This is a genomic window from Mariniluteicoccus endophyticus, assembly GCF_054780035.1.
Genome location: NZ_BAAGXC010000038.1, coordinates 121930 through 145069 on the forward strand (window position 1 = coordinate 121930; position 23140 = coordinate 145069).

A 23140-nucleotide genomic window follows, 5' to 3' on the forward strand; every position below is an offset into this window, starting at 1 on the left:
CGGTGGCCATCCCGAAGGTCCTGCTCTACTACTGCTTCACCCCTCTCGCCGACCCGGAGGCCGTCCGGCTGTGGCAGCACGCGCTGTGCGAGCAGCTCGGGCTCAGCGGCCGCATCATCGTCTCGCCGCACGGCATCAACGGCACCGTCGCCGGTGATGTCACGGCCTGCAAGCAGTACGCCAAGCGCACCCGCTCGTACGCCCCCTTCCGTGACATGGACATCAAGTGGAGCGACGGCAGGGGCGACGACCTCCCCCGCCTGAGCGTGAAGGTGCGTCCCGAGATCGTGACCTTCGGCGTCCCCGACGAGGTGCGGGTCGACGAGCGGGGCGTCGTCGGCGGCGGCCGGCGGCTCACCCCCGACCAGGTCGACGCCCTCGTGGCCGAGCGCGGCGCCGAAGTGACGTTCTTCGACGGGCGCAACGCGTGGGAGGCGCGGATCGGCCGCTTCCGCGGGGCCGTCGTGCCCGATGTGACCACGACCCGCGACTTCGTCGCCGAGCTCGATTCGGGGCGCTATGACCACCTGAAGGACCGTCCGGTCGTCACCTACTGCACCGGGGGAGTGCGCTGCGAGGTCCTGTCGGCGCTGATGGTCGACCGCGGCTTCGGTGAGGTCTACCAGCTCGACGGCGGCATCGTGCGCTACGGCGAGCGATTCGGCGACGACTCCCTGTGGGAGGGGACCCTGGCGGTCTTCGACGGGCGTGAGCGCGTACGGTTCTCCGATCACACCGCCGTCATCGGGCGCTGCGAGCTGTGCGGCTCGCCGACCGACCACTGGCGCGACTGCGTGACCCGCTCGTGCAAGGGGCGTGCGCTGCTCTGCGACTCCCACGCCGACGGTCCCCTGTGTGAATCGCACCGAGACACCCGCTCCCTGGCCTGATCCACGCCCAATCCGTGCACAAACCGTCACGGATCACTCCTTGGCAGTGCGTTCCGGGACCGATCTGGACACACGCGACAGGCGGTCGGGCAGGGTTGGACGCCGAATGCAAGTGGGTATGGGCGTACGCAGGTCCGGCATGTGCTCACCGCCCTGTGCTCACCAGACAGCGTCGGCGGGCGGCGCTGATCCCTTCGGAGCCCGAGCGGCCCCGAGTTGGCGTCGGCCGTGCCGAATCAGCAGAAAGTTGCCTCCAGATGCCCCAGAACGGCGCGCTGAGCAGAATTTTTCGCTGATTCAGCACGGACACAGGTCTGGGCGTACGCACGCTGGTCCGGACGTACGCAAACCTGGGCAGTGACCCCCTGTTACGCGCGATGTCCCGTGGGCGCTGGTTGGGGTCCTGACGGACTTCCCGGGACCAACTCGTGCAGGTTTGTGCACTAGTGGGGTTCGGGTGGGTTGTCAGCGTGCCCGGCGCTCCACGCGCTCGAGGTCCAGGATCGTCACCGAGCGCGGCTCGAGGCGGATCCAGCCGCGGGCCGCGAAGTCGGCGAGCGCCTTGTTGACGGTCTCGCGGGAGGCGCCGACTAGCTGAGCCAGCTCCTCCTGGGTCAGGTCGTGGTGGACCAGCAGGCCGCCCGGAGTGCGCTCGCCGAACCGCGAGGCGAGGTCGAGCAGCGCCTTGGCGACGCGACCCGGGACGTCGGAGAACACGAGGTCGGACATGACGTCGTTGGAGCGGCGCAGGCGGCCAGCGAGCTGGCCGAGCAGACCCTTGGCCATCTCGGGGCGCCGCGCGAGCCACGCGTCGATCTCGGCGTGCTCGAGGACGCGCAGCTCACAGTGGGTGACGGCGGTCGCCGTGGTCGAGCGGGGGCCGGGATCGAAGACGGACAGCTCGCCGAACATCTGGCCGGGGCCCAGCACGGCCAAGAGGTTCTCGCGGCCGGTCGACCCGTGACGGCCGAGCTTCACCTTGCCCTGCACGACCACGTAGAGCTGGTCGCCCGTGTCGCCCTCGTGGAACAGCACCGCACCTCGGTTCAGGGTGATCGAGGTCATCGTCGCCGAGAGCTCGGCGACCGCGTCGCTGTCGAGGCCCTTGAACAGCGGGGCCTGCTTGAGGACATCCTGCGCTTCCACATCTTCTCCTGACGAACGCTGAGAGCTCCGTCGAAGGCTACCCGGTGACGGTGAAGTGCGTCACGTCAGGCGCCGAAGAGCACGTACGCTTGCCTGCGTGCCAGTCGTCCCCGCCAAGCCGCCCCTCGCCCTCGTGCGACGGGCACGCCGCGTGAACCGGATCCTCGCCGAGACCTATCCGGACGCCCGCTGCGAGCTCGACTTCACCGACCCGCTCCAGCTGCTCGTCGCCGCCGTCCTGTCGGCCCAGTCGACCGACAAGCGGGTCAATCTGGTCACGCCGGTGCTGTTCGAGCGCTTCCCCGACGCGGCGGCCCTCGCTGGCGCCGATCGTGACGTCGTGGAGGAGATCATCCGTCCCACAGGGTTCTTCAGGGCCAAGACCGACTCGATCCTCCGGCTCTCGAAGGCCTTGGTCGACGACCACGGTGGCGAGGTGCCGCATAGGCTCACCGAGCTCGTCAAGCTGCCCGGCGTGGGGCGCAAGACGGCGAACGTGGTTCTGGGCAACGCGTTCGGCGTCCCGGGGATCACACCGGACACCCACTACATGCGCGTCACCCGTCGCCTGGGCTGGACCGACTCCACCAAGCCCGACGTGGTTGAGGCCGAGACCGGCCTGCTGTTCCCCCCGTCCGGGTGGATCCAGCTGTGCCACAACGTCATCTGGCACGGCCGCCGCCGCTGCCACGCCCGCAACCCCGCCTGTGGCGCCTGCCCGGTCGCGGCGCTGTGCCCGGCGTACGGCGAGGGGCCGACCGATCCGGTCGCTGCGGCGAAGCTGGTGCGGGAGCCGCGCGGATGAGACGTACGCAGGCCCTGGCGCTCACCGCGCTCACGCTCGTGGCGACCGCCTGCTCGGGCGGGCAGTCGCAGGTCGTGACCGCGCGTACGGATGCACCGGCGCCGCAGGCCGAGCAGAAGGGCGCCGCGACGACGGCCGCGGTCCTCGAGCAGCGCCGTGCCGCCGGGATCGCCGACTGCCCGGCGTCCGACCCGACCGCTCCCGCCCGTCCCGACGGGCTCCCGGACGTCACGCTCGACTGCCTCGGCGCCGACTCCCGCGTGCGCCTGGCCGGGCTGCGCGGGAAGCCGATGGTGGTCAACGTGTGGGCCCAGTGGTGCGGCCCCTGCCGGCAGGAGGCGCCCGCGCTGACGGCGCTGCAGGACCGGGTGGGCGACAGGGTGCTGATTCTGGGCGTCGACTACGTCGACCCGCGCCCTGAGCTGGCCGTTGAGTTCGCGGGCCGGGCCGGCTGGCGTTACCCGCAGGTCGTCGACCCCGACAAGGAGCTCGCAGCCCCGCTGCGCATCGTCGGGCCGCCCATGACGCTGTTCGTCGACGCAGATGGTCGCGTGGTCGCCCGCCACGTAGGCCCGCTCACCACCGAACGGCAGGCGCTCGACCTCGTCGCCCAGCACCTGGGGGCCAAAGCGTGATCATGGACCTTCCCGACGAGCTGGCAGCCCTCGCCCGCGGCCTGGCCGACCGCACCGCCTCGCAGCGCCTCGTCTCCTCGCGCCGCCCGCGCGGCGGTCGCCCCGCCGCCGTGCTGGCGCTGTTCGCATTGGAGGGCGACAACCCCGACCTGACGTTCATCGAGCGGGCCCACACGATGCGCAAGCACGCGGGGCAGATGGCCTTCCCCGGCGGTGCCGTCGACGACACCGATGCCGACGCGGTCGCGGCGGCGCTTCGGGAGGCGAGCGAGGAGGTCGGGCTCGACCCGCGCACGGTCGACGTGCTCGGCGAGATGCCCGCCGCCCACGTCGCCGCGTCCGGGTTCGACGTCACCACGGTGGCCGCCTGGTGGCGCCACCCCCACGAGATCGGCGTACGCGACCCCGCGGAGGTCGCCTCGGTCCACCGCGTGGGCATCGACCGGCTCGTCGATCCGGAGCTGCGGCGTACGGCCGTGCACCCCAGCGGCTATCGCGGGCCAGCGTTCGTCGTCGACGAGCTGTTCATCTGGGGCCTGACCGCCCACCTCGTCGACGCCCTGCTCGAGCTCGGTGGCTGGCAGCGCCCGTGGGACCGCGAGCGCAGCACGAAAGTGCCAGAGCGGCTCCTGCGCGACTCCGAGCGCCACGGAGGGACGGGCGCCGACGCCCACTGACCACTTCGTCGGGCACACTGACCACTTTGTAAGGTTGGTGCATGAGTAACGACGGCCAGACCACTGTCGCCCGCGAGGGCCGGCCCGACGGCTGGTGGAGGACCGCGACGGTCTATCAGATCTACCCACGCTCGTTCAGCGACTCCGACGGCGACGGCGTGGGCGACATCCCCGGCATCACGGCCCGCCTCGACCACCTCGCCGAGCTCGGCGTCGACGTGGTCTGGCTGAGCCCCGTCTACCGCTCGCCGATGGACGACAACGGCTACGACATCTCCGACTATCGCGACGTCGACCCCTCGTTCGGCACGCTTGCCGACCTCGACGAGCTCATCGCCAGCCTCCACGCGCGGGGCATGAAGCTCGTCATGGACCTCGTGGTCAACCACACCTCCGACGAGCACGCCTGGTTTCAGGAGTCGCGCGACCCGGACAGCCCGAGGCGCGACTGGTACTGGTGGCGTCCCGGCCGCGACGGTGACGTGCCCGAGCCCACGAACTGGGAGGCCGCCTTTTCGGGGCCCGCCTGGCACCGTGACGAACGTTCCGGCGACTACTACCTCCACCTGTTCTCGCCCAAGCAGCCCGACCTGAACTGGGAGAACCCGGAGGTCCGCGAGGCGGTCCACGACATGATGCGCTGGTGGGTCGACCGTGGCGTCGACGGGTTCCGCATGGACGTCATCAACTTCATCTCCAAGACCCTCCCGCTGGCCGACGGCGACGTCCCCGAGAGCCGCCGGCTGTCGCCGTCGTTCGCCCACGTGGCCAACGGCCCGCGCATGCACGAGTTCCTGCAGGAGATGAATCGCGAGGTGCTCGCGGGGCAGAACCTCCTGACCGTGGGCGAGATGCCCGGCGTCTCGGTCGAGCAGGCCCGTCTCTACACCGGTGCGGACCGCGGCGAGCTCGGCATGGTGTTCCAGTTCGAGCACGTCGACCTCGACACCCGGCCGGGCGGAGCGAAGTGGGACGTCCAGCCGCTCCAGCTGCCGGTGCTCAAGGCCAACCTCGCGCACTGGCAGGACGGTCTGGCCGACCAGGGCTGGAACTCGCTGTACTGGAACAACCACGACCAGCCGCGGGCCGTCTCGCGCTTCGGCGACGACTCGCCCGCCCACCGCGTACGCAGCGCCAAGACGCTCGGCACCGTCCTCCACCTCCACCGCGGGACGCCCTACGTCTATCAGGGCGAGGAGATCGGCATGACGAACGCCAGCTTCGAGGAGATCGGGCGCTACCGCGATCTGGAGTCGCTGAACCATCACGCCGAGGCGCTCGGCCTGGGCCGCGAGGAGACCGAGATCCTGGCCGCGCTGCGGGTGAAGAGCCGCGACAACGCGCGAACTCCGATGCAGTGGGACGACTCGCCTCACGCGGGGTTCACTACCGGGGAGCCGTGGATCGACGTCAACCCGAACCACGCCCAGGTCAACGCGGCGGCCGCACGTGCCGACCAGGACTCGGTGTTCCACCACTACCGCCGGCTCATCGCGCTGCGGAAGACCGAGCCGACCGTCGTTGACGGCCGCTTCGTGCTGCTTTTGCCCGACCACCCGCAGGTCTGGGCGTTCACGCGTACGCCCGACGGTGAGGGCCGCACGCTGGTCGTCGTCGCCAACTGCTCATCGGAGCCGGCCGTCTGGCCGGACGGGCTGCCGCGCGTCGAGAGCGCCGAGGTGCTCGTGTCCACCGACGCGTGGGAGGGGCCGTTCGTCAGGCCCGAGCGCATCGAGCCGTGGGCGTCGTGGGTGCTGGCGCTCGACTGACGGTGCACGCCCGTCCCGGGCCGCGACAACCCGTTGCACGATCGTGCAGCGAGGTTGATCGGATGTGCAGCACGGGGTGAGACTGTTTGTACGCCGTACTAGGAGGTAACCATGACCACATCTCGCCTCACCGCCGAGCACCGCCAGCTGTCGCTCGAGGCCATGTCCGATGACGAGGGGCTCGACGTCCTCGTCGTGGGCGGTGGTGTCACCGGTGCCGGCATCGCGCTCGACGCCGCCACCCGCGGCCTGCGCACCGGCATCGTGGAGATGCAGGACTGGGCCGCCGGCACGTCGTCGCGCTCGTCGAAGCTCGTCCACGGCGGCCTGCGCTACCTCTACAACCTCGACTTCGCACTCGTCGCCGAGGCGCTGCGCGAGCGCGGTCGCCTGCTGACGACCATCGCGCCCCACCTGGTGAAGGCCCAGCCGTTCCTGTGGCCGCTGAAGATGCCGCTGATCGAGCGCTCCTACTCGGCCGTCGGCGTCGGCATGTACGACACCCTCGCCAGGGTCGGCTCGCACGGGTCGACCGTGCCCGTCCAGAAGCACCTGTCGAAGAAGCAGACACTCGAGATGTTCCCTGACATCCAGCACGACAAGGTCATCGGCTCGATCCGCTTCTACGACGCCCGCGTCGACGACGCCCGCCTGGTCATCGACCTGGTGCGCACGGCCGCCGACTACGGCGCGTACGCCGCCTCGCGCACCCAGGTGGTCGAGTTCGTCTCCAACGGCTCGGGACGCGTCACCGGCGCGATCGTCGAGGACCTCGAGACCGGGACGCGCCACGCGATCAAGGCGTCGCGCATCATCAACGCCACCGGCGTGTGGACCGAGGAATCGCAGGAGCGCCTACGCACCCGCACCGACGAGACCGGCCTTAAGGTGCTGGCGTCGAAGGGCATCCACATCGTCGTCCCGCGTGATCGCATCAAGGGCGAGGCGGGGCTGTTCCTGCGCACCGAGAAGTCGGTGCTGTTCATCATCCCATGGCAGCGCTACTGGGTGATCGGCACCACCGACACCGCGTGGCACGAGGCCCGCCAGCACCCGGTCGCGACCGCCGAGGACGTCGATTACATCCTCGAGCACGCCAACGAGGTGCTCTCGTCGAACCTCACGCGCGACGACATCATTGGCACATACGCCGGCCTGCGCCCGCTGCTGCAGCCCAAGAAGGCCGACGACAGCTCGTCGACGAAGGTCTCGCGCGAGCACACCGTCGCCGAGATCGCCCCCGGCCTGTCGGTCATCGCGGGCGGCAAGCTCACGACGTACCGCGCCATGGCCGAGGACGCCGTCGACTTCGCGCTCGGCGAGACCCGGGCCAAGGCCCTCCCGTCGGTGACTGCGACCACACCGCTGGTCGGCGGCGCCGGCCTCACGGCGGTCAGCCGCCAGTTCGAGCGCCAGGCCAAGGAGCTCGGCTTCGACGAGGCGCGGGTGGAGCACCTGCTGGGCCGCTACGGCTCCGAGGTCGAGGTGCTGCTCGACATGATCGCCGAAAACCCGTCGCTGGGCGAGCCGCTGCCGTCGGCGCCGGCGTACCTGCGGGCCGAGGTGGCGTTCGCCGTCACCCACGAGGGCGCCCTCCACCTCGAGGACGTGCTCCTGCACCGCGTACGCCTGTCGTTCGAGACCCGCGACCGCGGCGTCGCGGCGATGGACGACATCTGCCGAGTCATCGCTCCGCTGCTCGGCTGGGACGAGTCGGTGACCCAGCGCGAGAAGGAGTCCTACCGCGCCCGGGCAGAGGCCGAGCTCGCCGCCGAGGAGACCCGCAACGACGCCGATGCCGAGAAGATCCGCCTGCAGGTCGAGGACCTCGTCCCCGTCCGCTGACCCCGATTCTCCCCGCCGCCCGACCGTGATCCGGACGGGCGGCGGGCCCCCCGGAGGGATGCTCTGAGTCAGGCCTCCAGCGCCAGGGCGAACGGCAGCACCGCCGGGGCTCCCGCGCTCCGCAGCACCCGTCCTGCCACCGCCATCGTCCAGCGGGAGTCCACCCGGTCGTCGACGAGCAGCACGGGCCCCGGGACGTCGGCCAGCCGGGCGGCGAGCTCGTCACCCACGGCGAACCGGCCCCAGACCTGCCCGAGGCGGTAGGCGCTGTTGCCGCGCTGGGGCTGGGGGAGACCCGGCACGAGGTCGAGCTCGCCGAGATCGACCAGACGCCCGACCTGGGCGAGACCGGCGGCGACGGAGCGTACGAGTCTGGGCCGCGTGGCCGAGGGCACGTTGACGACCGCGACGGGTCGCTCGTTCCAGCCCCACCCCTTGAGTACCTCGATGCACGCACGCGCCAGCTCGGGGGTGATCTCGCCGTCGACGGGCTCGCCGTCGGGGCCGGGCGCGAACAGCCGGCGCAGCGACCCACCGTGGCCGAGATCGGTGAGGCGGGCGATCGCGCGGCCCTCCGCCACGGCCTCCTCGGGCCTGATCTTGCCCTTCACCGGCACGCCCATGCGGTCCATGCCCGACGGCCACTGGCCGCGCGGCTCGATCGGCACCCCCACCTTCGCCAGTTGGGCGTCGGCGCGCTCGGTCCAGTCGGTGGGGACGTCCGTCGGATACCACGGCGCCTCACCACGGGCCCGCTGGCACGAGTCGCAGCGCCCGCACGGGGTCGCGGTCTCGTCGTCGAGCTGGCGGGCCAGGTATTCCATGCGGCACAGGTCGGTGCGCGCGTACTCCTTCATCGCCTTCTGCTCTGCCTCGCGGGAGGCGTTGATGCGCTCGTAGCGCTCGGTGTCGTACGCCCACTGGTGACCGGTGAGCCGCCAGCCGCCGCCGACCTTCTCGACGGCCCCGTCGACGGCAAGTACCTTCAGCAGCATCTCCAGCGGCGAGCGGCGCAGGTCGACGCGCGCCTCGAGGGCGGGCACGCTCAACGGCTTGTCGGCGTTCGCGAGCGCCTCGAGCACCGACCCGGCCTTGCGCTCGGTGGGCATGGAGGCGGTCGCGAAGTAGCGCCAGATGTCGCTGTCTTCCGTCCCGGGCATGAGCAGCACGTCGGCGTTGTCGGTGGCACGCCCGGCGCGTCCCACCTGCTGGTAGTAGGCGACCGGGGACGAGGGGGCACCGACGTGGACGACGAAGCCCAGGTCGGGCTTGTCGAAGCCCATGCCCAGCGCGCTCGTGGCGACCAGCGCCTTGACCTCGTTGGCCTTCAGTGCCTGCTCGGCGCGCTCGCGGTCGACGTTGTCGGTGCGGCCGGTGTAGGCGAGCACCCGGTGGCCGTTGTCGGCGAGCAGCCGCGCGGTGTCCTCGGCCGCCGAGACGGTGAGCGTGTAGATGATTCCCGAGCCCGGCAGCTCGCCGAGGTGGGCGAGCAGCCAGCCGAGCCGCTGGCGGGAGGTCTGGAGCTCGAGCACACCCAGCCGCAGGCTGGCGCGGGCCAGCGAGCCGCGCACGGTGAACACCTCCTCGGCCTGACCGTCGAGGCGTACGCCGAGCTGCTCCTCGATGTCGGTCACCACGCGCGAGTTGGCCGTGGCGGTCGTCGCGAGCACCGGGATGCCGGGCGGGAGCTCGCCGATGAGGTCGCGGATGCGGCGGTAGTCGGGCCGGAAGTCGTGGCCCCAGTCGGAGATGCAGTGGGCCTCGTCGACCACGAGCAGGCCGAGCGAGCCGATGAGTCGCGGCATGACGTTGGCGCGGAAGCCCGGATTGGTGAGTCGTTCGGGCGAGATCAGCAGCAGGTCGACCTCATCGGCGTGGACCCGACCGATGACCTCGTCCCAATCCTCGGTGTTGGCCGAGCTGATCGCGGCCGCGCGTACGCCCGCCCGCTCGGCCGCGCCGAGCTGGTCACGCATCAGCGCGAGCAGGGGGGAGACGATCAGCGTCGGTCCGAAGCCCTGGCGGCGACGCAGCAGGCATGCCACGAAGTAGACCGCCGACTTGCCCCAGCCGGTGCGCTGGACGACCAGCGCGCGGCGCCGGTCGGCGACGAGCGCCTCGATGGCCTCGAACTGGCCGTCACGGAAGTCGGCGTCCGGGCGTCCGGTGAGGTCACGCAGGATGGCGAGGGCGTCGCCTCGCAGGTCGTTTCGATGCATGCCCGGAGATGTGGTCATGGCACCAGTCAACAGGACACCACTGACAGAGCCGTCGGCTATTCCAACGGGTCGGTAACGCCTGTGGCCGCAGTGGCGTGGGGGGCATCACGCTGTGGAAGCATGCCCCCATGACAGAGCCCAGGATCCGCCAGGCCGGCGTGGACGATGCACTGCTCGTGGCCGCCCTGACGATCCAGGCCGCCCGCGCGGAGGGCCTCGTGCCCGAGCCCGGTTTCATGGACCTCTTCGCCGACTGCTGGATCGAGTACGCCGACCAGCACCCTGTGTGGTGGGCCGAGCTCGACGGCGAGCACGCCGGCCTGCTGGTGGCCGCCCGCGTACGCCCCCTCCCGTGGCCCGGCCAGACCGGCGGCGGATCGGTGACGCCCGAGCGGCTGTTCGTTCGCCCCGGCAAGGAGAACCGGGGCGTGGAGGACGCGCTGCGGGCCGCCGCCCGAGAGTGGGCGACGACCCGTGGCATGGAGTTCGTCGAGTCCTGAGGGGCGCCCGGCGCCCGCAGGTCAGCGGTCGAGCACGACCTGCGAGGCCTTCGTGCCGCGCAGGACCACCAGACCGACGAGCACGAACAGCAGTCCGCCGACGGCCCAGTAAAAGCGTCCCTCGGCCATGATGCCGAGGAAGCTGCCCGTCATGTTGGCGACGTGCGAGCCGGCGTGGATGCCGACGGCCACCCACACCGAGCGCAGGCGCAGGGCCAGCGCGGCGGCGGCGAAGCCGAAGCCGAAGGGCAGCGCCAGGTAGAGGACGTGGTCGAGCGCGTTCTGCTGGCCGCCGGTGGACAGCAGGTGGATGATGCCGAACAGGCCAGCGGACGCCCAGCAGGCGACGACCGGGCGGTCGCGCAGCACCTGCATCAGGTAGCCGCGGAAGATCAGCTCCTCGGGGATGCCCTGCAGGATGAACGCCATGACCAGGGACGCGTAGATCTGCATGGCGACGGCACCCGGGGTGAGCAGCTCGGTGGGGATGGGGACGCGCTGGATCTGCCCGAGCGCGAGACCCGGGAGGAACGTCGCCCAGGTGACGACGAGCGCGATCGCCAGCCCGAGGCCCAGCAGCGGCAGGCTGCGCGCGGTCCACACGAACCCGGCTTCGCGCAGCGGACGGCGGTCGACGTGGCGCATGAGCAGTGCGACGAGGGCACACACCGTCGCGAGCGTCAGGCAGGAGCCGATGGTCAGCGCGACGAGCGACGTCACACCCTTCGGCTGGAGGGCGGCCGTCACGGCCGGGATCGACTGGATGGCGACGAAGACCAGCATCGTGACGACGAACAGGACGGGGGTGAGGACGGCGCGCAGCCAGGCCGGCCAGCGGGGCGCGGGGGCGGTGGTCTCGGAGGGGGTCTGGGTCTGGGACTCGATGATTGTGCTCATGGCCACCACTCTTCCGCCGATCATGTGCCGGAACAGGTGGCGGCGGTCAGCACCTCGGTGCCATCGAGGATGACCGCGGGACCGCCGACCCGTGACCGGAGTCATGGGTGGGGCGGGACCGGCGCCTCTAGGCTGCTCCCATGGGCCTCTCCCGACGCATGCTGATCCTGCTGGACGTCATCTGGGGAGTGGTCACCCTGCTGAGCCTGGTGGGGGCGTTGCTGCCCGGCTCGCCGTTCGGCATGGGGGTCGTCGTGACCTCCGTCATCGGCTGTGTCGCGATGGGCGCGGGCTGGATCCTCCACCGCCGCACCGCCGATCGTCGCTGGATGATCCTCACGTACGCGGGGGTCCTCGGTGCCACGCTCAACAGCTCCGGCGGTCTCGGCCTGCTGGTGGTCATCCTCGTGCTGGCGCTCGTCGTGGCCGCCTGGGGTCTGTGGTGGGGCGTCGCCCGCGCTCGGCGGGATCGCCGCCCAGGGGGCGATCATGATGCTGGCGCTGTACAAGCAGCCCGTGGGCATCCTCGTCGAGACCATCAGCCTGGCCGTGCTCGGCGGCCTCGGCCTGCTGCTGGGCCAGATCCTGCGTGAGCTCGACCGCGAGCGGCGCGCCAACCAGGACCTGCTCGCCGAGCTGCGTGCCTCCCACGACGTCGAGAAGGAGCTCATGCTCGCAGAAGAGCGGGCCCGCTCGGCGCGCGAGCTCCACGACGGGCTGGGGCACAGGCTCACGCTCATCGGCATGTCGCTCGAGTACGCGATGCGCGTGCGCGACAAGGACTCCGACAAGGCCTTCGCCGAGGTCGAGCACGCCCGCGAGCAGGCGAGCGGCACCCTCGCCTACATGCGCCGCTGGGTACGCGCGCTCAACCCGCCCCGCGACACCGACCTCACCGGCATCGCCGCGTTCGAGGCGATCTCCGAGAGCTTCCGCGGCACCGGGCTCAAGGTGGAGGTCCACCAGACCGGCGAGGAGCACGCGCTCGGCAAGGAGGCCTCGCTGTTCGCGTACCGTCTCGTGCAGGAGGGGCTGACCAACGTCCTGCGCCACTCGAGCGCCGACGAGGTGGACATCACCGTCCACTGGCAGGGTGACGGTGTCGAGATCGAGCTGGCCGACAACGGTCGGGAGCGTGGCACCGAGGGACTCGAGAACACCGAGGCGGGCTTCGGGCTGCGCTCGCTGACGGAGCGCGCCGAACAGCTCGGCGGTCGGTTCGTCGCGCGCGTCGACGAGCGCGGCGTCGTCCTCACCGGTTCCGTACGTGAAGGGAAGCACGCATGATCAGGTTGCTCATCGTCGACGACCAGCAGCTCCTGCGCCGCGGGTTGCGGATGCTGCTGGAGACCACCGACGGCATCGAGGTGGTGGGGGAGGCCGCCGACGGCAGGGAGGCGCTGGCCATGGTCACGCGCTGCGAACCCGACGTCGTGCTGACCGACGCCCGCATGCCCGGCATGGACGGCATGACCCTGATCGCCGAGCTGGCGAAGGCACACCCGGACTTGCCCGCCCTCATGCTGACGACGTTCGACGACGAGGCCGTCGTGCGGGGGGCGATCGGGGCCGGCGCGGCGGGATTCCTCCTCAAGGACGTCTCCACCGACCGGCTGGCCGAGGCCATCGCCGAGGTCGCCGCCGGTGGGCTGGTCATCGATCCGCGGGTGGCCCGCATCGCGCTGTCCGGCGAGACCCCCCCGGGACGACCCCCTAGCGATCCTCACCCGCACCGAGCGGACCGTCGCCGAGCTCGTCGCCGCGGGCCGCACCAATGCCGAGATCGCCGCCGAGCTCGTGCTCGCCGAGGGCACCGTCAAGAACCACGTGTCGAACCTCCTGCGCAAGCTCGACCAGCGCGACCGCACCGCGCTCGCGCTCGCGCTGTATCGGGCGTTCCACGGCTGAATCGACCGGAATTTTTTCCTGCACAGGAAATCTCCGGTGGAAACATCCGGGGGTCACGGGCTGTCGGGGACGCATCGCGCCGCCTAGCGTCATGGGTGTCACCGGCTCTCCTCCTCCCTGAAGGACCTGTCATGAAGACCTCGAAGAAGTTCGTCGCCTCGGCCGCCGCGGCCGTCGCGCTGCTCGGTGTGGCTGCCCCCGTGGGCATCATGACCGCGCAGACCGCCACCGCCGCCGACCTGCGCATCGGCAACAAGTCGACCCTCGTCACGTCGGTGCAGTACCTGCTGCGTCACCACGGTCACAACATCGGCGTCGACGGCAGCTATGGCAAGCAGACGGAGGCCGCGGTCCGCGCCTTCCAGCAGAAGCATGGCCTCAAGGTCGACGGCATCGCCGGTCCCGCGACGCAGGCCAAGCTGGCTCCGACGGTTCGCCACGGCGACCAGGGCAACGCCGTACGCGCCCTGCAGACGATGCTCCGCCACCACGGCGCGACCATCGCCGCCGACGGCTCCTTCGGCCCGCGGACGCGTGCGGCTCTTGTGTCCTTCCAGAAGAAGAAGGGCCTGGCCACGGATGGCGTCGCCGGCCCCAAGACCTGGGCCGCGCTGTTCGGGGCGTCGGCCGGCAAGCCGACCGACCCGCCGAAGCCGCCCCCGCCGCCCGGCAAGCCCCACCCGGGTGACATCACCCGCGCCGATCTCGAGAAGATGTTCCCCGGTCGCGTCGCCGACACGCGTCGGGTCGAGGAGGGTCTGCCCCACCTCAACGCCGAGATGCGCAAACGCAACATCAACACCGCCGCCCGCAAGGCCGCCTTCCTCGCCACGCTCGCCCACGAGTCGGGCTTTGACTACGCGATCGGCGAGAAGGGCTACGGCACCCACGTCTACCGTGGCCGCGGCTACATCCAGCTCACCGGTGACTTCAACTACCGCGACGCCGGCAAGGGCATCGGCGTCAACCTCATGGGTGCCAATCAGGTCCGCGCCTCGCAGCTGCCCTACTCGGCCAACATCGCCGGCTGGTACTGGACGGAGGCGCGGCCGAGCAGCAACGGTGCCGCCGACCGCTTCGACATGGGTCGCATCTCGCGCAACGTGGGCTACGACAACAAGTCGAACGCCCGCGCTCGCGCCGAGGACGGTCACCGCTGCGACTCGTTCAAGCGTGCGTACAAGTACCTCTCGGGTCAGAACGCCCCGGCGTCCACCATCTGCGCGCGCCACTGACGTTCCCCGACGTGCAGCGTCCGAGGGCCCCGGTATCGCCGGGGCCCTCGCCGTCCGTACCCTCGCCGCATCCGCATCCGCACCCGCGTACACCGTGCGCAGCGCCGAACCGGACCGAAAGCTCCATGACGGGCGTTGCCCGGACTGGTGTGGAGTGTTCGGCTGGTCGTGGACCGCCGAGGGCCGGTTTTCCTTGGCCACACAGGAAATCTCCGGTGGAAACATCCGTGGGATCCGGGGCGCGTCCGAGGAGCCAGGGGGATAGCGTCCCGGTATTCCGTCACCCACCCTGAGGACAACCCATGAATCTCTCCAAGCGCATACTCGTCGGCGCTGCCGCCGTCGTCGCCACCGCCGGTGTCGTCGCACCGGTCGGGCTCGTCACCGCCAACGCGGCCGTGGCCCCGTCGGTCCGCCCGGGGCAGCAGGACGCCCGCGTCGCCTCGATCCAGTACCTCTTGCGCGCCCACGGCTACTCGCTCGTCACCGACGCCCACTACGGCTCGACGACGGTGAACGCCGTCAAGGCGTTCGAGAAGGCCAAGGGGCTCAAGGTCGACGGCATCGCCGACGCCGAGGTCCAGGCCCACCTCGCCCTGCGCGTCCAGCGCGGCGACACCGGCGTCGAGGTACGCGCTCTCCAGGCCCTGCTGCGCCACCACGGCTACAAGATCGTCACCGACGACGGGGACTTCTCCTGGTCGGACCACAACGCGGTCGTCGACTTCCAGAGGAAGAAGGGGCTGACCGCCAACGGCGTCGCCGAGTGGAAGACCTGGCGCGCCCTGTTCGGCGGGTCGTCGGACTCGGCGCCAGCGCCCACCACCCCGCCGAGGTCGGGCGATATCACGCGCGCCGACCTCGAGGCGATGTTCCCCGGCAAGGTGGCCGCGACGTCGCGGGTCCAGGAGGGCCTGCCTGGCCTCAACGCCGAGATGCGTGCCCGCGGCATCACCACCCCCAAGCGCAAGGCTGCCTTCCTCGCCACCCTCGCCAACGAGTCCGGGTTCGACTACGGCATCGTGCAGAACCGCAGCGACCACTATCGCGGCCGCGGCTACATCCAGCTCACCGGCGAGTACAACTACCAGAAGGCGAGCGCGTTCCTGGGCGTCGACCTGACCGGTGCCAACGCGGACCGTGCCGCCTACCGGGCCTACTCCGCGAAGATCGCGGGGTGGTACTGGCAGGGCTACGTCTACGACAGCAACGCCGCCGCGGACGCCTTCGACATGGGCCGGGTCAGCCGCTACATCGGGTACGGGTGGGGCAATCCGGCCGAGTACCTCCCGGAGGACCGCGAGCGCTGCACCGACTTCAAGGTGGCCTACAAGTATCTTTCCGGCTCGTCGGCCCCGGCCTCGACCGTGTGCGAGCGGCACTGACCGGTTCCTCGAACGACTTGGCCCGGACCCCCTGGGGTCCGGGCCAATCCTGTCAGCGATCAGATCGGCAGCTTGCGGAAGATCGGGCGCGGGATGTGGCGCAGCACCAGCATGACCGCCTCGAAGGCCGGCGGCGTCCAGACGATCTCCTTCTTGGAGTCGGTGGCCTTCACGACCAGCTCGGCGACCTTCTCCTTGTCGATCGTGAGCGGGGCCTCGTCGAGGTGGTTCGACATGCGCGTACGCACCTGGCCGGGGCGCACCACCAGCACGCGCGGGCCGAACGGCGCGAGCGCCTCGCCCAGGCAGGTGTAGAAGCCGTCGAGGCCGGCCTTCTGGGAGCCGTAGACGAAGTTGGAGCGGCGTACGCGCTGGCCGGCGGCCGAGCTCATGGCCACGATCTGTCCGTGGGCCTGGTTCTTCATCTTCTGGCCCAGCAGGACGCCGACCGAGACGGCGCCTGTGTAGTTGAGGTGGCAGGCGAAGACGGCCTTCTTCTGGTCCTGCCACAGCTCCTCGGCGTCGCCGAGCATGCCGAAGGCGACGATGGCGAGGTCGACGTCGCCGCCGGTCCACGCGCGCTCGATCATCGCGGGGTGGGAGTCGAAGTCGACGGCGTCGAAGTCGATGACCTCGACGTCGGCCGCGCCGGCGGCTTTCATCTGGGCCACGGACGCGTCACGCATCGGGTCGTTCGGGAGCGCGGCGAGGACGACGCGGGCGGGGCCCTTCTTGAGGTATTCCTCGACGATGGACAGGCCGATCTCGGAGGTGCCTCCGAGCAGCAGGATCTTCTGGGGAGCGCCGACGGCGTTGATCACAGGGGGTTTCCTTTCGGGCGGGGTCAGACCAGCTCGAGGCGGCGGGCCATGTCGGAGGCGAAGACGCCGTTGGGGTCGATGGCGCGACGGGTAGCGACCCACTCGTCGGTGCGCGGGTACATGCGGCGGAAGTTCTCAGCGGAGACGCGGGAGTCCTTGGCGGTGTAGACACGGCCGCCGAACTCCATGATGCGCTTGTCGAGCTCATTGCAGAACTCGCCGAGGCCCTTCTTGATCGGGAAGTCGACGCAGACGTTCCAGCCCTGCATGGGGAACGAGAGGGGCGCCTGGTTGCCGGGGCCGAACAGCTTGAACACGTTCAGGAACGAGTAGTGGCCAGACTTCTGGATGTCGCGGATGACCTGCTTGAACGGCTCGACGGCCTCGGTCGGGACGAGCGTCTGGTACTGCAGGAAGCCCGCCGGACCCATGGCCCGGTTCCACTCACCGAACAGATCGAGCATGTGGTAGAACTGCGTCAGGTTCTTGATCTGGTTCCGGTGCGTCCCGCCCATGCGATAGTACGCCTCTCCCACCAACATGAAGCTGGCCTTGTTCGCCAGACCGTTGGGGAAGATGTCCGGGAACGTCATCAGCGTCGGCGCCTTGAACGCCAGCGGGTCCTTCGCGAGCTTGGGCGCGTACTCCTTGAGCTGGTCGAGCGTGGCCAGCGAGCCGCGGGAGATCGCGGCGCGGCCAAGTTTCGGCGGTGCGGAGATCGCGTCGAACCAGGCGGAGGAGTAGGTGTAGTTCTTCTCGGAGCCGTCACTGTGGATCGCGATGGTCTCGTCGAGGTTGCTGGTCTGGTCGTCGTCGGCGATGAAGTACGCCGTCTCAGTGCGCGTCATGCGGATCTTCGCGCGCAGGATAATGCCGGTCAGGCCCATGCCGCCGACGGTCGCCCAGAACAGCTCGGCGGTCGGGTCGTCGGTCGAGCCCTCGGGCGTCAGCGTCAGCACGCGCCCGTCGGCGACGAGCAGCGACATCTCGACGACGTGGTTGCCGAACGAGCCGGCCGAGTGGTGGTTCTTGCCGTGGATGTCGTTGCCGATGGCACCGCCGACGGTCACCTGGCGGGTGCCGGGCAGGACGGGGACCCACAGGCCGTACGGCAGCGCGGCCTTCATGAAGCTTTCGAGGTCGACACCGGCGTCGAGGTCGACGATCGCGGTGTCGGGGTCGATGCTGCGGATGGTGCGCAGCGGGGTCATGTCGACGACCAGACCACCGGAGTTCTGGGCCACGTCACCGTAAGAGCGTCCCAGCCCGCGCGCGATGATCCCTCGGCGCAGGTGGGCGGGCTTGGAGTCGTTGTCGTCGGCGACCTGGGCCACGGCGCGAGCGATCATCTCGACATCGGGCGTGGACAGGACTTGCGCGGTGGTGGGCGCCGTGCGCCCCCAGCCCCACAGCTTCTGGGGCGTCGTGGGCAGAATCTCGATAGACATCACGTCGAGGCTACTCCCTGGTCGACCCTGTGCAGCGGGCGCCAGCCCGGGGGAGAGCGAGATCACGCGTACGCGGGTCACCGCCGCCCTACTTCATGGACAGCAGGAGGACCGGCGGGTGACGGGTCACCGGGCCGCGTACAGGGCCGCACCGGCCAGGGCCACCTGCTCGGTGTCGGTCAACGGCACCACGCGTACGCCTCCGAGTCCCGTGGCGAAGGCGTCGCCGAAGAGGTCCCACGAACGCGTGGGGGAGCCGCCGACCGCGACGACCGACGGCGCGAATCCCGTGGTTGCCGAGGCGAGCGCACGGGCGAGATCGCCCATAGCGGTACGCAGCGCCCCAAGCGTCGCCGGGTCACGGCGCGCCCTTCGGCACAGCGTCCCGAGGTCGGGTGCCCCGAGGCGGGCGGCGATGGCCGCGGGGCCCAGCTGGCCCTCGATCGTCCCGCCGTCGTGCGGCAGGTCGTGCACCTCCCCGTGCGGGGGTACGCAGGGCCCCTCGGCCACGGGCAACCCGTCGACGACGAAGGCGGATCCGATGCCGGAGCCCAGGGTGAGACCCAGCAGCCGCTCCGGCCTGCCGAGCGAGGCGTGGCAGCCGACCCCGAAGGCGTCGGCGTCATTGAGCCACGTCGTCTCGCCGAGGATCGGTGCCCAGGCGGTGCGCAGATCCCGCCCGGCGAGACAGGCGAGCTTGCCGCCGGGATGGTGGCCGCCGATGCCGCGGGCGTAGTCGAAGGGGCCGGGGATGGCGACGCCCCAGCGGGTGCTGCGGATGCGCCCGGCGGCGTCCGCGACGAGGGCGGTCAGCTCGTCGAATGGGACGCCGGCGCGCAGCGGAATTCTCGTGTGCTCGACGACGTCCCCGGTCCGCGGGTCGACTGCGGCGGAGCTCAAGTGGCTCCCGCCGAGCTCGAGCGCCCCGACGGGGCGCATGTCAGCGGAGGTCGGGGTGCTCGAACGTCTTGCGCTCGAGGGCGTTCGTCTTGACCTCGGCGTTGGCGCGGGTCACGGCGGCCTTGACCTGGTCGACTGTGGCCTGGGCGTGGGCCTGGGTGCGCTCCGGGCCCTTGACCTTGTCGATGCGGCCCTTGCCGATGAGCGCGAGGATGCCGGCAAGAACGAGCAGGACGCCGGCCATCGACACGAATCCGAGGGCGATCCAGCCGGTGGGGGCGTCGAAGAGCTTCGCGAAGCCGAGCGCACCGGCGATGAACAGCAGCGACACGGCGTTGAGGCCGAGATAGCCGGCGGCACCGAACATGCCAGCGCCCACGCCGGCGTTCTTCGCCGACGGGACGAGCTCGGACTTGGCCAGCTGGATCTCGCCTTGGACCAACGTCTTCACGTCATCGGAGATGAGCTTGACCAGGTCGCCCACCGCGGGCGTCGCGTGGGTCTGGGTGCGGCCGTCGCCGGGAACGAATTGGTGCGCCATGGGTCTGAGCCTAACGGTTTGTTGATGGATCGGAGTAGGGCCCCCATGGCGGACGGCGTGTCAGACCGGCCGGCCGGAGGGCGGCGAGACGGCGATCAGATGCGGTCGGGCAGGTCGTCGGGCCGTCGTCTGGACAGGAAGGCCAGCGCCAGCGCACCCACGACACCTGCGGCCAAAGACGCGACGAGCACGCCCGCCTTGGCGGTCTCGACGACGGCGGGCTCGGCCGGGAACGCGAGCTCGGACACGAACAGGGCGACGGTGAAGCCGACGCCGCCGACCATCGCGACCGCGAGCACCTCGCGCCAGTAGAGGTCGGCCGCGAGCTGGGCGCGGGTCAGGTTCGCGGTGAGCCAGGCGCCGGCGAAGATGCCCAGCGGCTTGCCCACGACGAGGCCGAGGATGATGCCGAGCCCGACCGGCTCGGTCACCACGGCGCTCAGCGCGGGGACCGTGACGGCCACACCGGCGGACATCAGCGCGAACACGGGCACGACGAAGCCCGCGGAGATCGGGTGCCAGAAGTGGCCCCAGCGGTCGACCGGGTCGTGCGGGTCGTCGGCGTCCGAGCGGGACAGCAGGCCGAGCAACACGCCGGCGATCGTGGCGTGAACGCCCGACTCGTGCATCGCCCACCAGGCCAGCACGAACAGCGGCACGTAGAACGCCCAATGGTCGACGTGACGGCGCTGGAGCAGGAACCACACCACGGCGCAGGCCGCGGCGACGGCCAGCCACACCAAGTGGATGGTCTCGGTGAACACGAACGCGATCACGAGGATCGCGCCGAGGTCGTCGACGATGGCCAGGGTGAGCAGGAATGCCCGCAGGCTGGTCGGCAGCCGCGGCGCGGTCGCGGCGAGGATGGCCAGCGCGAACGCGATGTCGGTGGCCATGGGGATGGCCCAGCCACCCAGATGGCCGTCGTGCGTCGCGACGTTCACCGCCACGTATAACAGCGCGGGCACGATCATGCCGGAGATCGCGGCGACGATCGGCACGAGCGCCTCGGCCGGCTTCGACAACGAGCCGGACGTGAGCTCACGCTTCAGCTCGAGCCCGGCCACGAAGAAGAAGATCGTCAGGAGCCCGTCGGCGGCCCAGTGCTGGATGTTCAGCGGGCCGAGGTAGGTGTGGCGCACCGCCTCGTAGCTGTCGCCGGCGAGGTTGGCCCACAGCAGCGCCGCCACGGTGGCCACCAGCATCAGCACCCCACCGGTGGTCTCCTGCCGCAGCAGGGCGGGGAGTACGCGCGCGTCCTCGGCGTTCAACCGTGCGAACAGGCGTTCGCGGCGCGACGTGGGTTCGGTGTCGGGGTTGTTCGGGCTCGCAGGCGCAGAAGCCATTGGCTCACTTTCGGGGTCGGGACGGACGACGCCGACCAGACTTCCCGGCACACCGTGCGCCACTTTACCAGCCGGTACCTCGCCGCTCTCCGAACAGAGGTCGCCCCCACCGCGTCATAACAGGCTGAAAACTCCACAACAGGCGTTGCATGGCCTGTCGTGGAGTTTTCAGCCTGTTGTACGCGGCCTCCTACTTGCCCATGTTCTGCTTGATGGTGTCCATGACGCTGGAGTCGGTCAGCGTCGTCACGTCGCCGAGGTCGCGGTTCTCGGCGATGTCACGGAGCAGTCGGCGCATGATCTTGCCCGAGCGCGTCTTCGGCAGCTCGTCGACGACCATGATCTGGCGCGGCTTGGCGATGGGGCCGATCTCCTTGGCGACGTGCTTGCGCAGTTCGTCGACGATGCCCTCGCCGCCGTCGCCCGCGTCACCGCGCAGGATGACGAACGCGACGATGGCCTGCCCGGTGGTGGGGTCGGTCGCGCCGACGACCGCCGACTCGGCGACCTTCGGGTGGGACACGAGCGCCGACTCGATCTCAGTGGTCGACATGCGGTGGCCGGAGACGTTCATGACGTCGTCGACGCGGCCGAGCAGCCAGATGTCGCCGTCGTTGTCCTTCTTCGCGCCGTCACCGGCGAAGTACATGTTGTCGAAGCGCGACCAGTAGGTGTCGACGAAGCGCTGGTCGTCGCCCCACAACGTACGCAGCATGGCTGGCCAGGGCTTGGTGACGACGAGGTAGCCGCCCTCGCCGTTGCCGACCGGCCGGCCCTCCTCGTTGACGACGTCGACGGTGACGCCGGGGACGGCGCGCATCGCCGCGCCGGGCTTGCCGTCGGCCACGCCCGGCATGGGCGCGATCATGTGCATGCCGGTCTCGGTCTGCCACCACGTGTCGACGACGGGGCAGCGGTTGCGCCCGATGTGTTCGCGGTACCAGACGTATGCCTCGGGATTGATGGGCTCGCCGACCGAGCCGAGGATGCGCAGACTCGTCAAGTCGTACTTGGCCGGGATGTCCTGGCCCCACTTCATGAACGTGCGGATCGCGGTGGGGGCGCAGTAGAGCTGGGTGACCCCGTACTTGTCGACGATCTCCCAGAAGCGGCCCTGGTGGGGCGTGTCGGGGGTGCCCTCGTACATGACAGACGTGGTGCCGTTGACCAGCGGGCCGTAGACGAGGTAGGAGTGTCCGGTGACCCAGCCGATGTCGGCGGCGGTCCAGAACACGTCGGTCTCGGGCTTGAGGTCGAAACTCGCCCAGTGGGTGTAGGAGGTGCCGACGAGGTAGCCGGCGGTGGTGTGGAGGATGCCCTTGGGCTTGCCGGTCGAGCCGGAGGTGTACATGACGTACAGCGGCTGCTCGGCGGGGAACATCTCGGGCGTGTGCTGGTCGGACTCGCCATCGACGACGTCGGACCACCACTGGTCGCGGCCCTCGGTCATCCCGGTCTCCTGGCCGGTGCGCTTCACGACGAGCACGTTCTTGACCTGGGGGCACTTCTCGAGCGCCGCGTCGACGGCGGGCTTGAGCGCCGAGGGGTTGCCGCGACGGTAGCCGCCGTCGGCGGTGATGACGACCTCGACGCCGCAGTCGTTGATGCGTGTCGACACGGCGTCGGATGAGAAGCCGCCGAAGATCACCACGTGTGGGGCGCCGAGGCGGGCGCACGCGAGCATCGCCACGACGGCCTCGGGGATCATCGGCAGGTAGATCGCGACGCGGTCGCCGGCTTTGACGCCCAGCTTCGACAGGGCGTTGGCGGCTCTGCACACGTCGCGGGTGAGGTCGGCGTACGTGATGGTGCGCTCGTCGCCCGGCTCGCCCTCGAAGTGGAAGGCGACGCGGTCGCCGTGACCGGCCTCGACGTGACGGTCGAGGCAGTTGTACGCCGCGTTGAGCGTGCCGTCGGCGTACCACTTCGCGAACGGCGGGTTCGACCAGTCGAGGGTCTGCGTCGGACGCTGGCCCCACGACAGGCGCTCGGCCTGCCGGGCCCAGAACGCCTCTGGATCGGCGGTGGCCTCCTGAAGCGTCTGCTCGGTGACGTTCGCCTGCGCGGCGAGATCGGCCGGCGGCGGGAACGTGCGGTCCTCGCTCGACAGGTTCGACAGCGTGTCCTGGGGCTTCTGGGCTTCGTCGCTCATGCGGGCGAGGTTACCGACCAC

21 protein-coding genes and 1 pseudogene are annotated in these 23140 nt (G+C 70.3%); 13 read left to right on the top strand and 9 right to left on the bottom strand.

Annotated features, from left to right (window positions below; genetic code table 11):
* Positions 1 to 2 precede the first annotated feature (2 nt).
* Positions 3 to 890 carry an oxygen-dependent tRNA uridine(34) hydroxylase TrhO gene (gene trhO, locus ACYVGD_RS16180; RefSeq protein WP_460744812.1) on the top strand — a complete coding sequence of 296 codons (888 nt, stop codon included), beginning with the start codon at positions 3 to 5 and terminating at the stop codon, positions 888 to 890.
* 465 nt (positions 891 to 1355) lie between these two features.
* On the opposite strand, the gene ACYVGD_RS16185 is transcribed toward trhO, so the two are convergent.
* The gene (locus ACYVGD_RS16185; RefSeq protein ID WP_460744813.1) at positions 1356 to 2036 is read right to left on the bottom strand and encodes a Crp/Fnr family transcriptional regulator; all 681 of its coding nucleotides are present in this window, start codon (positions 2034 to 2036) and stop codon (positions 1356 to 1358) included.
* 97 nt (positions 2037 to 2133) lie between these two features.
* Here ACYVGD_RS16185 and nth point away from each other — a divergent pair, with 97 nt between their 5' ends.
* The 5 genes from nth (at position 2134) to ACYVGD_RS16210 (ending at position 7767) form a co-directional block, all read left to right on the top strand.
* On the top strand, positions 2134 to 2841 hold the full coding sequence (gene nth, locus ACYVGD_RS16190; protein WP_460744814.1) for an endonuclease III: 708 nt from the start codon (positions 2134 to 2136) through the stop codon (positions 2839 to 2841).
* A complete protein-coding gene (locus ACYVGD_RS16195) occupies positions 2838 to 3476 on the top strand; it encodes a TlpA family protein disulfide reductase (RefSeq protein ID WP_460744815.1) in 639 nt (212 codons plus the stop codon). The genes nth and ACYVGD_RS16195 overlap by 4 nt, the downstream gene beginning before the upstream one ends.
* 2 nt (positions 3477 to 3478) lie before the next feature.
* Positions 3479 to 4153 carry an NUDIX hydrolase gene (locus ACYVGD_RS16200; RefSeq protein WP_460744816.1) on the top strand — a complete coding sequence of 225 codons (675 nt, stop codon included), beginning with the start codon at positions 3479 to 3481 and terminating at the stop codon, positions 4151 to 4153.
* 41 nt (positions 4154 to 4194) lie between these two features.
* Complete coding sequence (locus tag ACYVGD_RS16205) at positions 4195 to 5922, top strand: glycoside hydrolase family 13 protein (protein WP_460744817.1); 1728 nt, start codon at positions 4195 to 4197, stop codon at positions 5920 to 5922.
* A 111-nt stretch (positions 5923 to 6033) separates the two neighbouring features.
* Entirely contained in the window at positions 6034 to 7767 is a 1734-nt protein-coding gene (locus tag ACYVGD_RS16210; protein WP_460744818.1) for a glycerol-3-phosphate dehydrogenase/oxidase, read from the top strand.
* A 68-nt stretch (positions 7768 to 7835) separates the two neighbouring features.
* On the opposite strand, the gene ACYVGD_RS16215 is transcribed toward ACYVGD_RS16210, so the two are convergent.
* Entirely contained in the window at positions 7836 to 10004 is a 2169-nt protein-coding gene (locus ACYVGD_RS16215; protein WP_460744819.1) for a RecQ family ATP-dependent DNA helicase, read from the bottom strand.
* 110 nt (positions 10005 to 10114) lie between these two features.
* Between ACYVGD_RS16215 and ACYVGD_RS16220 the strand changes: the two genes are divergently transcribed.
* Positions 10115 to 10486, top strand: coding sequence for a GNAT family N-acetyltransferase (locus ACYVGD_RS16220; protein WP_460744820.1), 372 nt, complete (start codon positions 10115 to 10117; stop codon positions 10484 to 10486).
* A 21-nt stretch (positions 10487 to 10507) separates the two neighbouring features.
* Here the strand turns inward: ACYVGD_RS16220 and ACYVGD_RS16225 are convergent, their stop codons facing one another.
* On the bottom strand, positions 10508 to 11383 hold the full coding sequence (locus ACYVGD_RS16225; protein WP_460744821.1) for a lysostaphin resistance A-like protein: 876 nt from the start codon (positions 11381 to 11383) through the stop codon (positions 10508 to 10510).
* Positions 11384 to 11523: 140 nt separating this feature from the next.
* On the opposite strand from ACYVGD_RS16225, the gene ACYVGD_RS16230 reads away from it, so the two are divergent.
* The 6 genes and pseudogenes from ACYVGD_RS16230 to ACYVGD_RS16255 all read left to right on the top strand — a co-directional run bounded on the left by ACYVGD_RS16230 (position 11524) and on the right by ACYVGD_RS16255 (position 15911).
* Entirely contained in the window at positions 11524 to 11976 is a 453-nt protein-coding gene (locus ACYVGD_RS16230) for a hypothetical protein (RefSeq protein WP_460744822.1), read from the top strand.
* Positions 11873 to 12670, top strand: a complete 798-nt coding sequence (locus tag ACYVGD_RS16235; RefSeq protein ID WP_460744823.1) for a sensor histidine kinase — start codon at positions 11873 to 11875, stop codon at positions 12668 to 12670. The genes ACYVGD_RS16230 and ACYVGD_RS16235 overlap by 104 nt, the downstream gene beginning before the upstream one ends.
* Before the next feature lie 50 nt (positions 12671 to 12720).
* A pseudogene (locus ACYVGD_RS16240) lies at positions 12721 to 12951 on the top strand (response regulator); the annotation flags it as partial.
* 76 nt (positions 12952 to 13027) lie between these two features.
* A complete protein-coding gene (locus ACYVGD_RS16245; RefSeq protein WP_460744850.1) occupies positions 13028 to 13291 on the top strand; it encodes a response regulator transcription factor in 264 nt (87 codons plus the stop codon).
* A gap of 131 nt (positions 13292 to 13422) precedes the next feature.
* Positions 13423 to 14526, top strand: coding sequence for a peptidoglycan-binding protein (locus ACYVGD_RS16250; protein ID WP_460744852.1), 1104 nt, complete (start codon positions 13423 to 13425; stop codon positions 14524 to 14526).
* Between the two features lie 302 nt (positions 14527 to 14828).
* Positions 14829 to 15911, top strand: coding sequence for a peptidoglycan-binding protein (locus tag ACYVGD_RS16255; RefSeq protein WP_460744824.1), 1083 nt, complete (start codon positions 14829 to 14831; stop codon positions 15909 to 15911).
* A 59-nt stretch (positions 15912 to 15970) separates the two neighbouring features.
* On the opposite strand, the gene ACYVGD_RS16260 is transcribed toward ACYVGD_RS16255, so the two are convergent.
* From ACYVGD_RS16260 to acs, 6 genes are all read right to left on the bottom strand, one after another.
* Positions 15971 to 16732: a decaprenylphospho-beta-D-erythro-pentofuranosid-2-ulose 2-reductase gene (locus ACYVGD_RS16260; RefSeq protein WP_460744825.1), complete on the bottom strand. Its 762-nt coding sequence runs from the start codon at positions 16730 to 16732 to the stop codon at positions 15971 to 15973.
* Positions 16733 to 16755: 23 nt separating this feature from the next.
* Positions 16756 to 18180 (bottom strand): FAD-binding protein, encoded by a 1425-nt coding sequence (locus ACYVGD_RS16265; protein ID WP_460744826.1) that lies wholly within the window; start codon positions 18178 to 18180, stop codon positions 16756 to 16758.
* Between the two features lie 126 nt (positions 18181 to 18306).
* Positions 18307 to 19080 (bottom strand): ROK family protein, encoded by a 774-nt coding sequence (locus ACYVGD_RS16270; RefSeq protein ID WP_460744827.1) that lies wholly within the window; start codon positions 19078 to 19080, stop codon positions 18307 to 18309.
* A 40-nt stretch (positions 19081 to 19120) separates the two neighbouring features.
* The gene (locus ACYVGD_RS16275) at positions 19121 to 19621 is read right to left on the bottom strand and encodes a phage holin family protein (RefSeq protein ID WP_460744828.1); all 501 of its coding nucleotides are present in this window, start codon (positions 19619 to 19621) and stop codon (positions 19121 to 19123) included.
* 95 nt (positions 19622 to 19716) lie between these two features.
* Positions 19717 to 20967 (bottom strand): Na+/H+ antiporter NhaA, encoded by a 1251-nt coding sequence (gene nhaA, locus ACYVGD_RS16280; protein WP_460744829.1) that lies wholly within the window; start codon positions 20965 to 20967, stop codon positions 19717 to 19719.
* 190 nt (positions 20968 to 21157) lie between these two features.
* Positions 21158 to 23119, bottom strand: a complete 1962-nt coding sequence (acs, locus tag ACYVGD_RS16285; RefSeq protein WP_460744830.1) for an acetate--CoA ligase — start codon at positions 23117 to 23119, stop codon at positions 21158 to 21160.
* Positions 23120 to 23140: the final 21 nt, after the last annotated feature.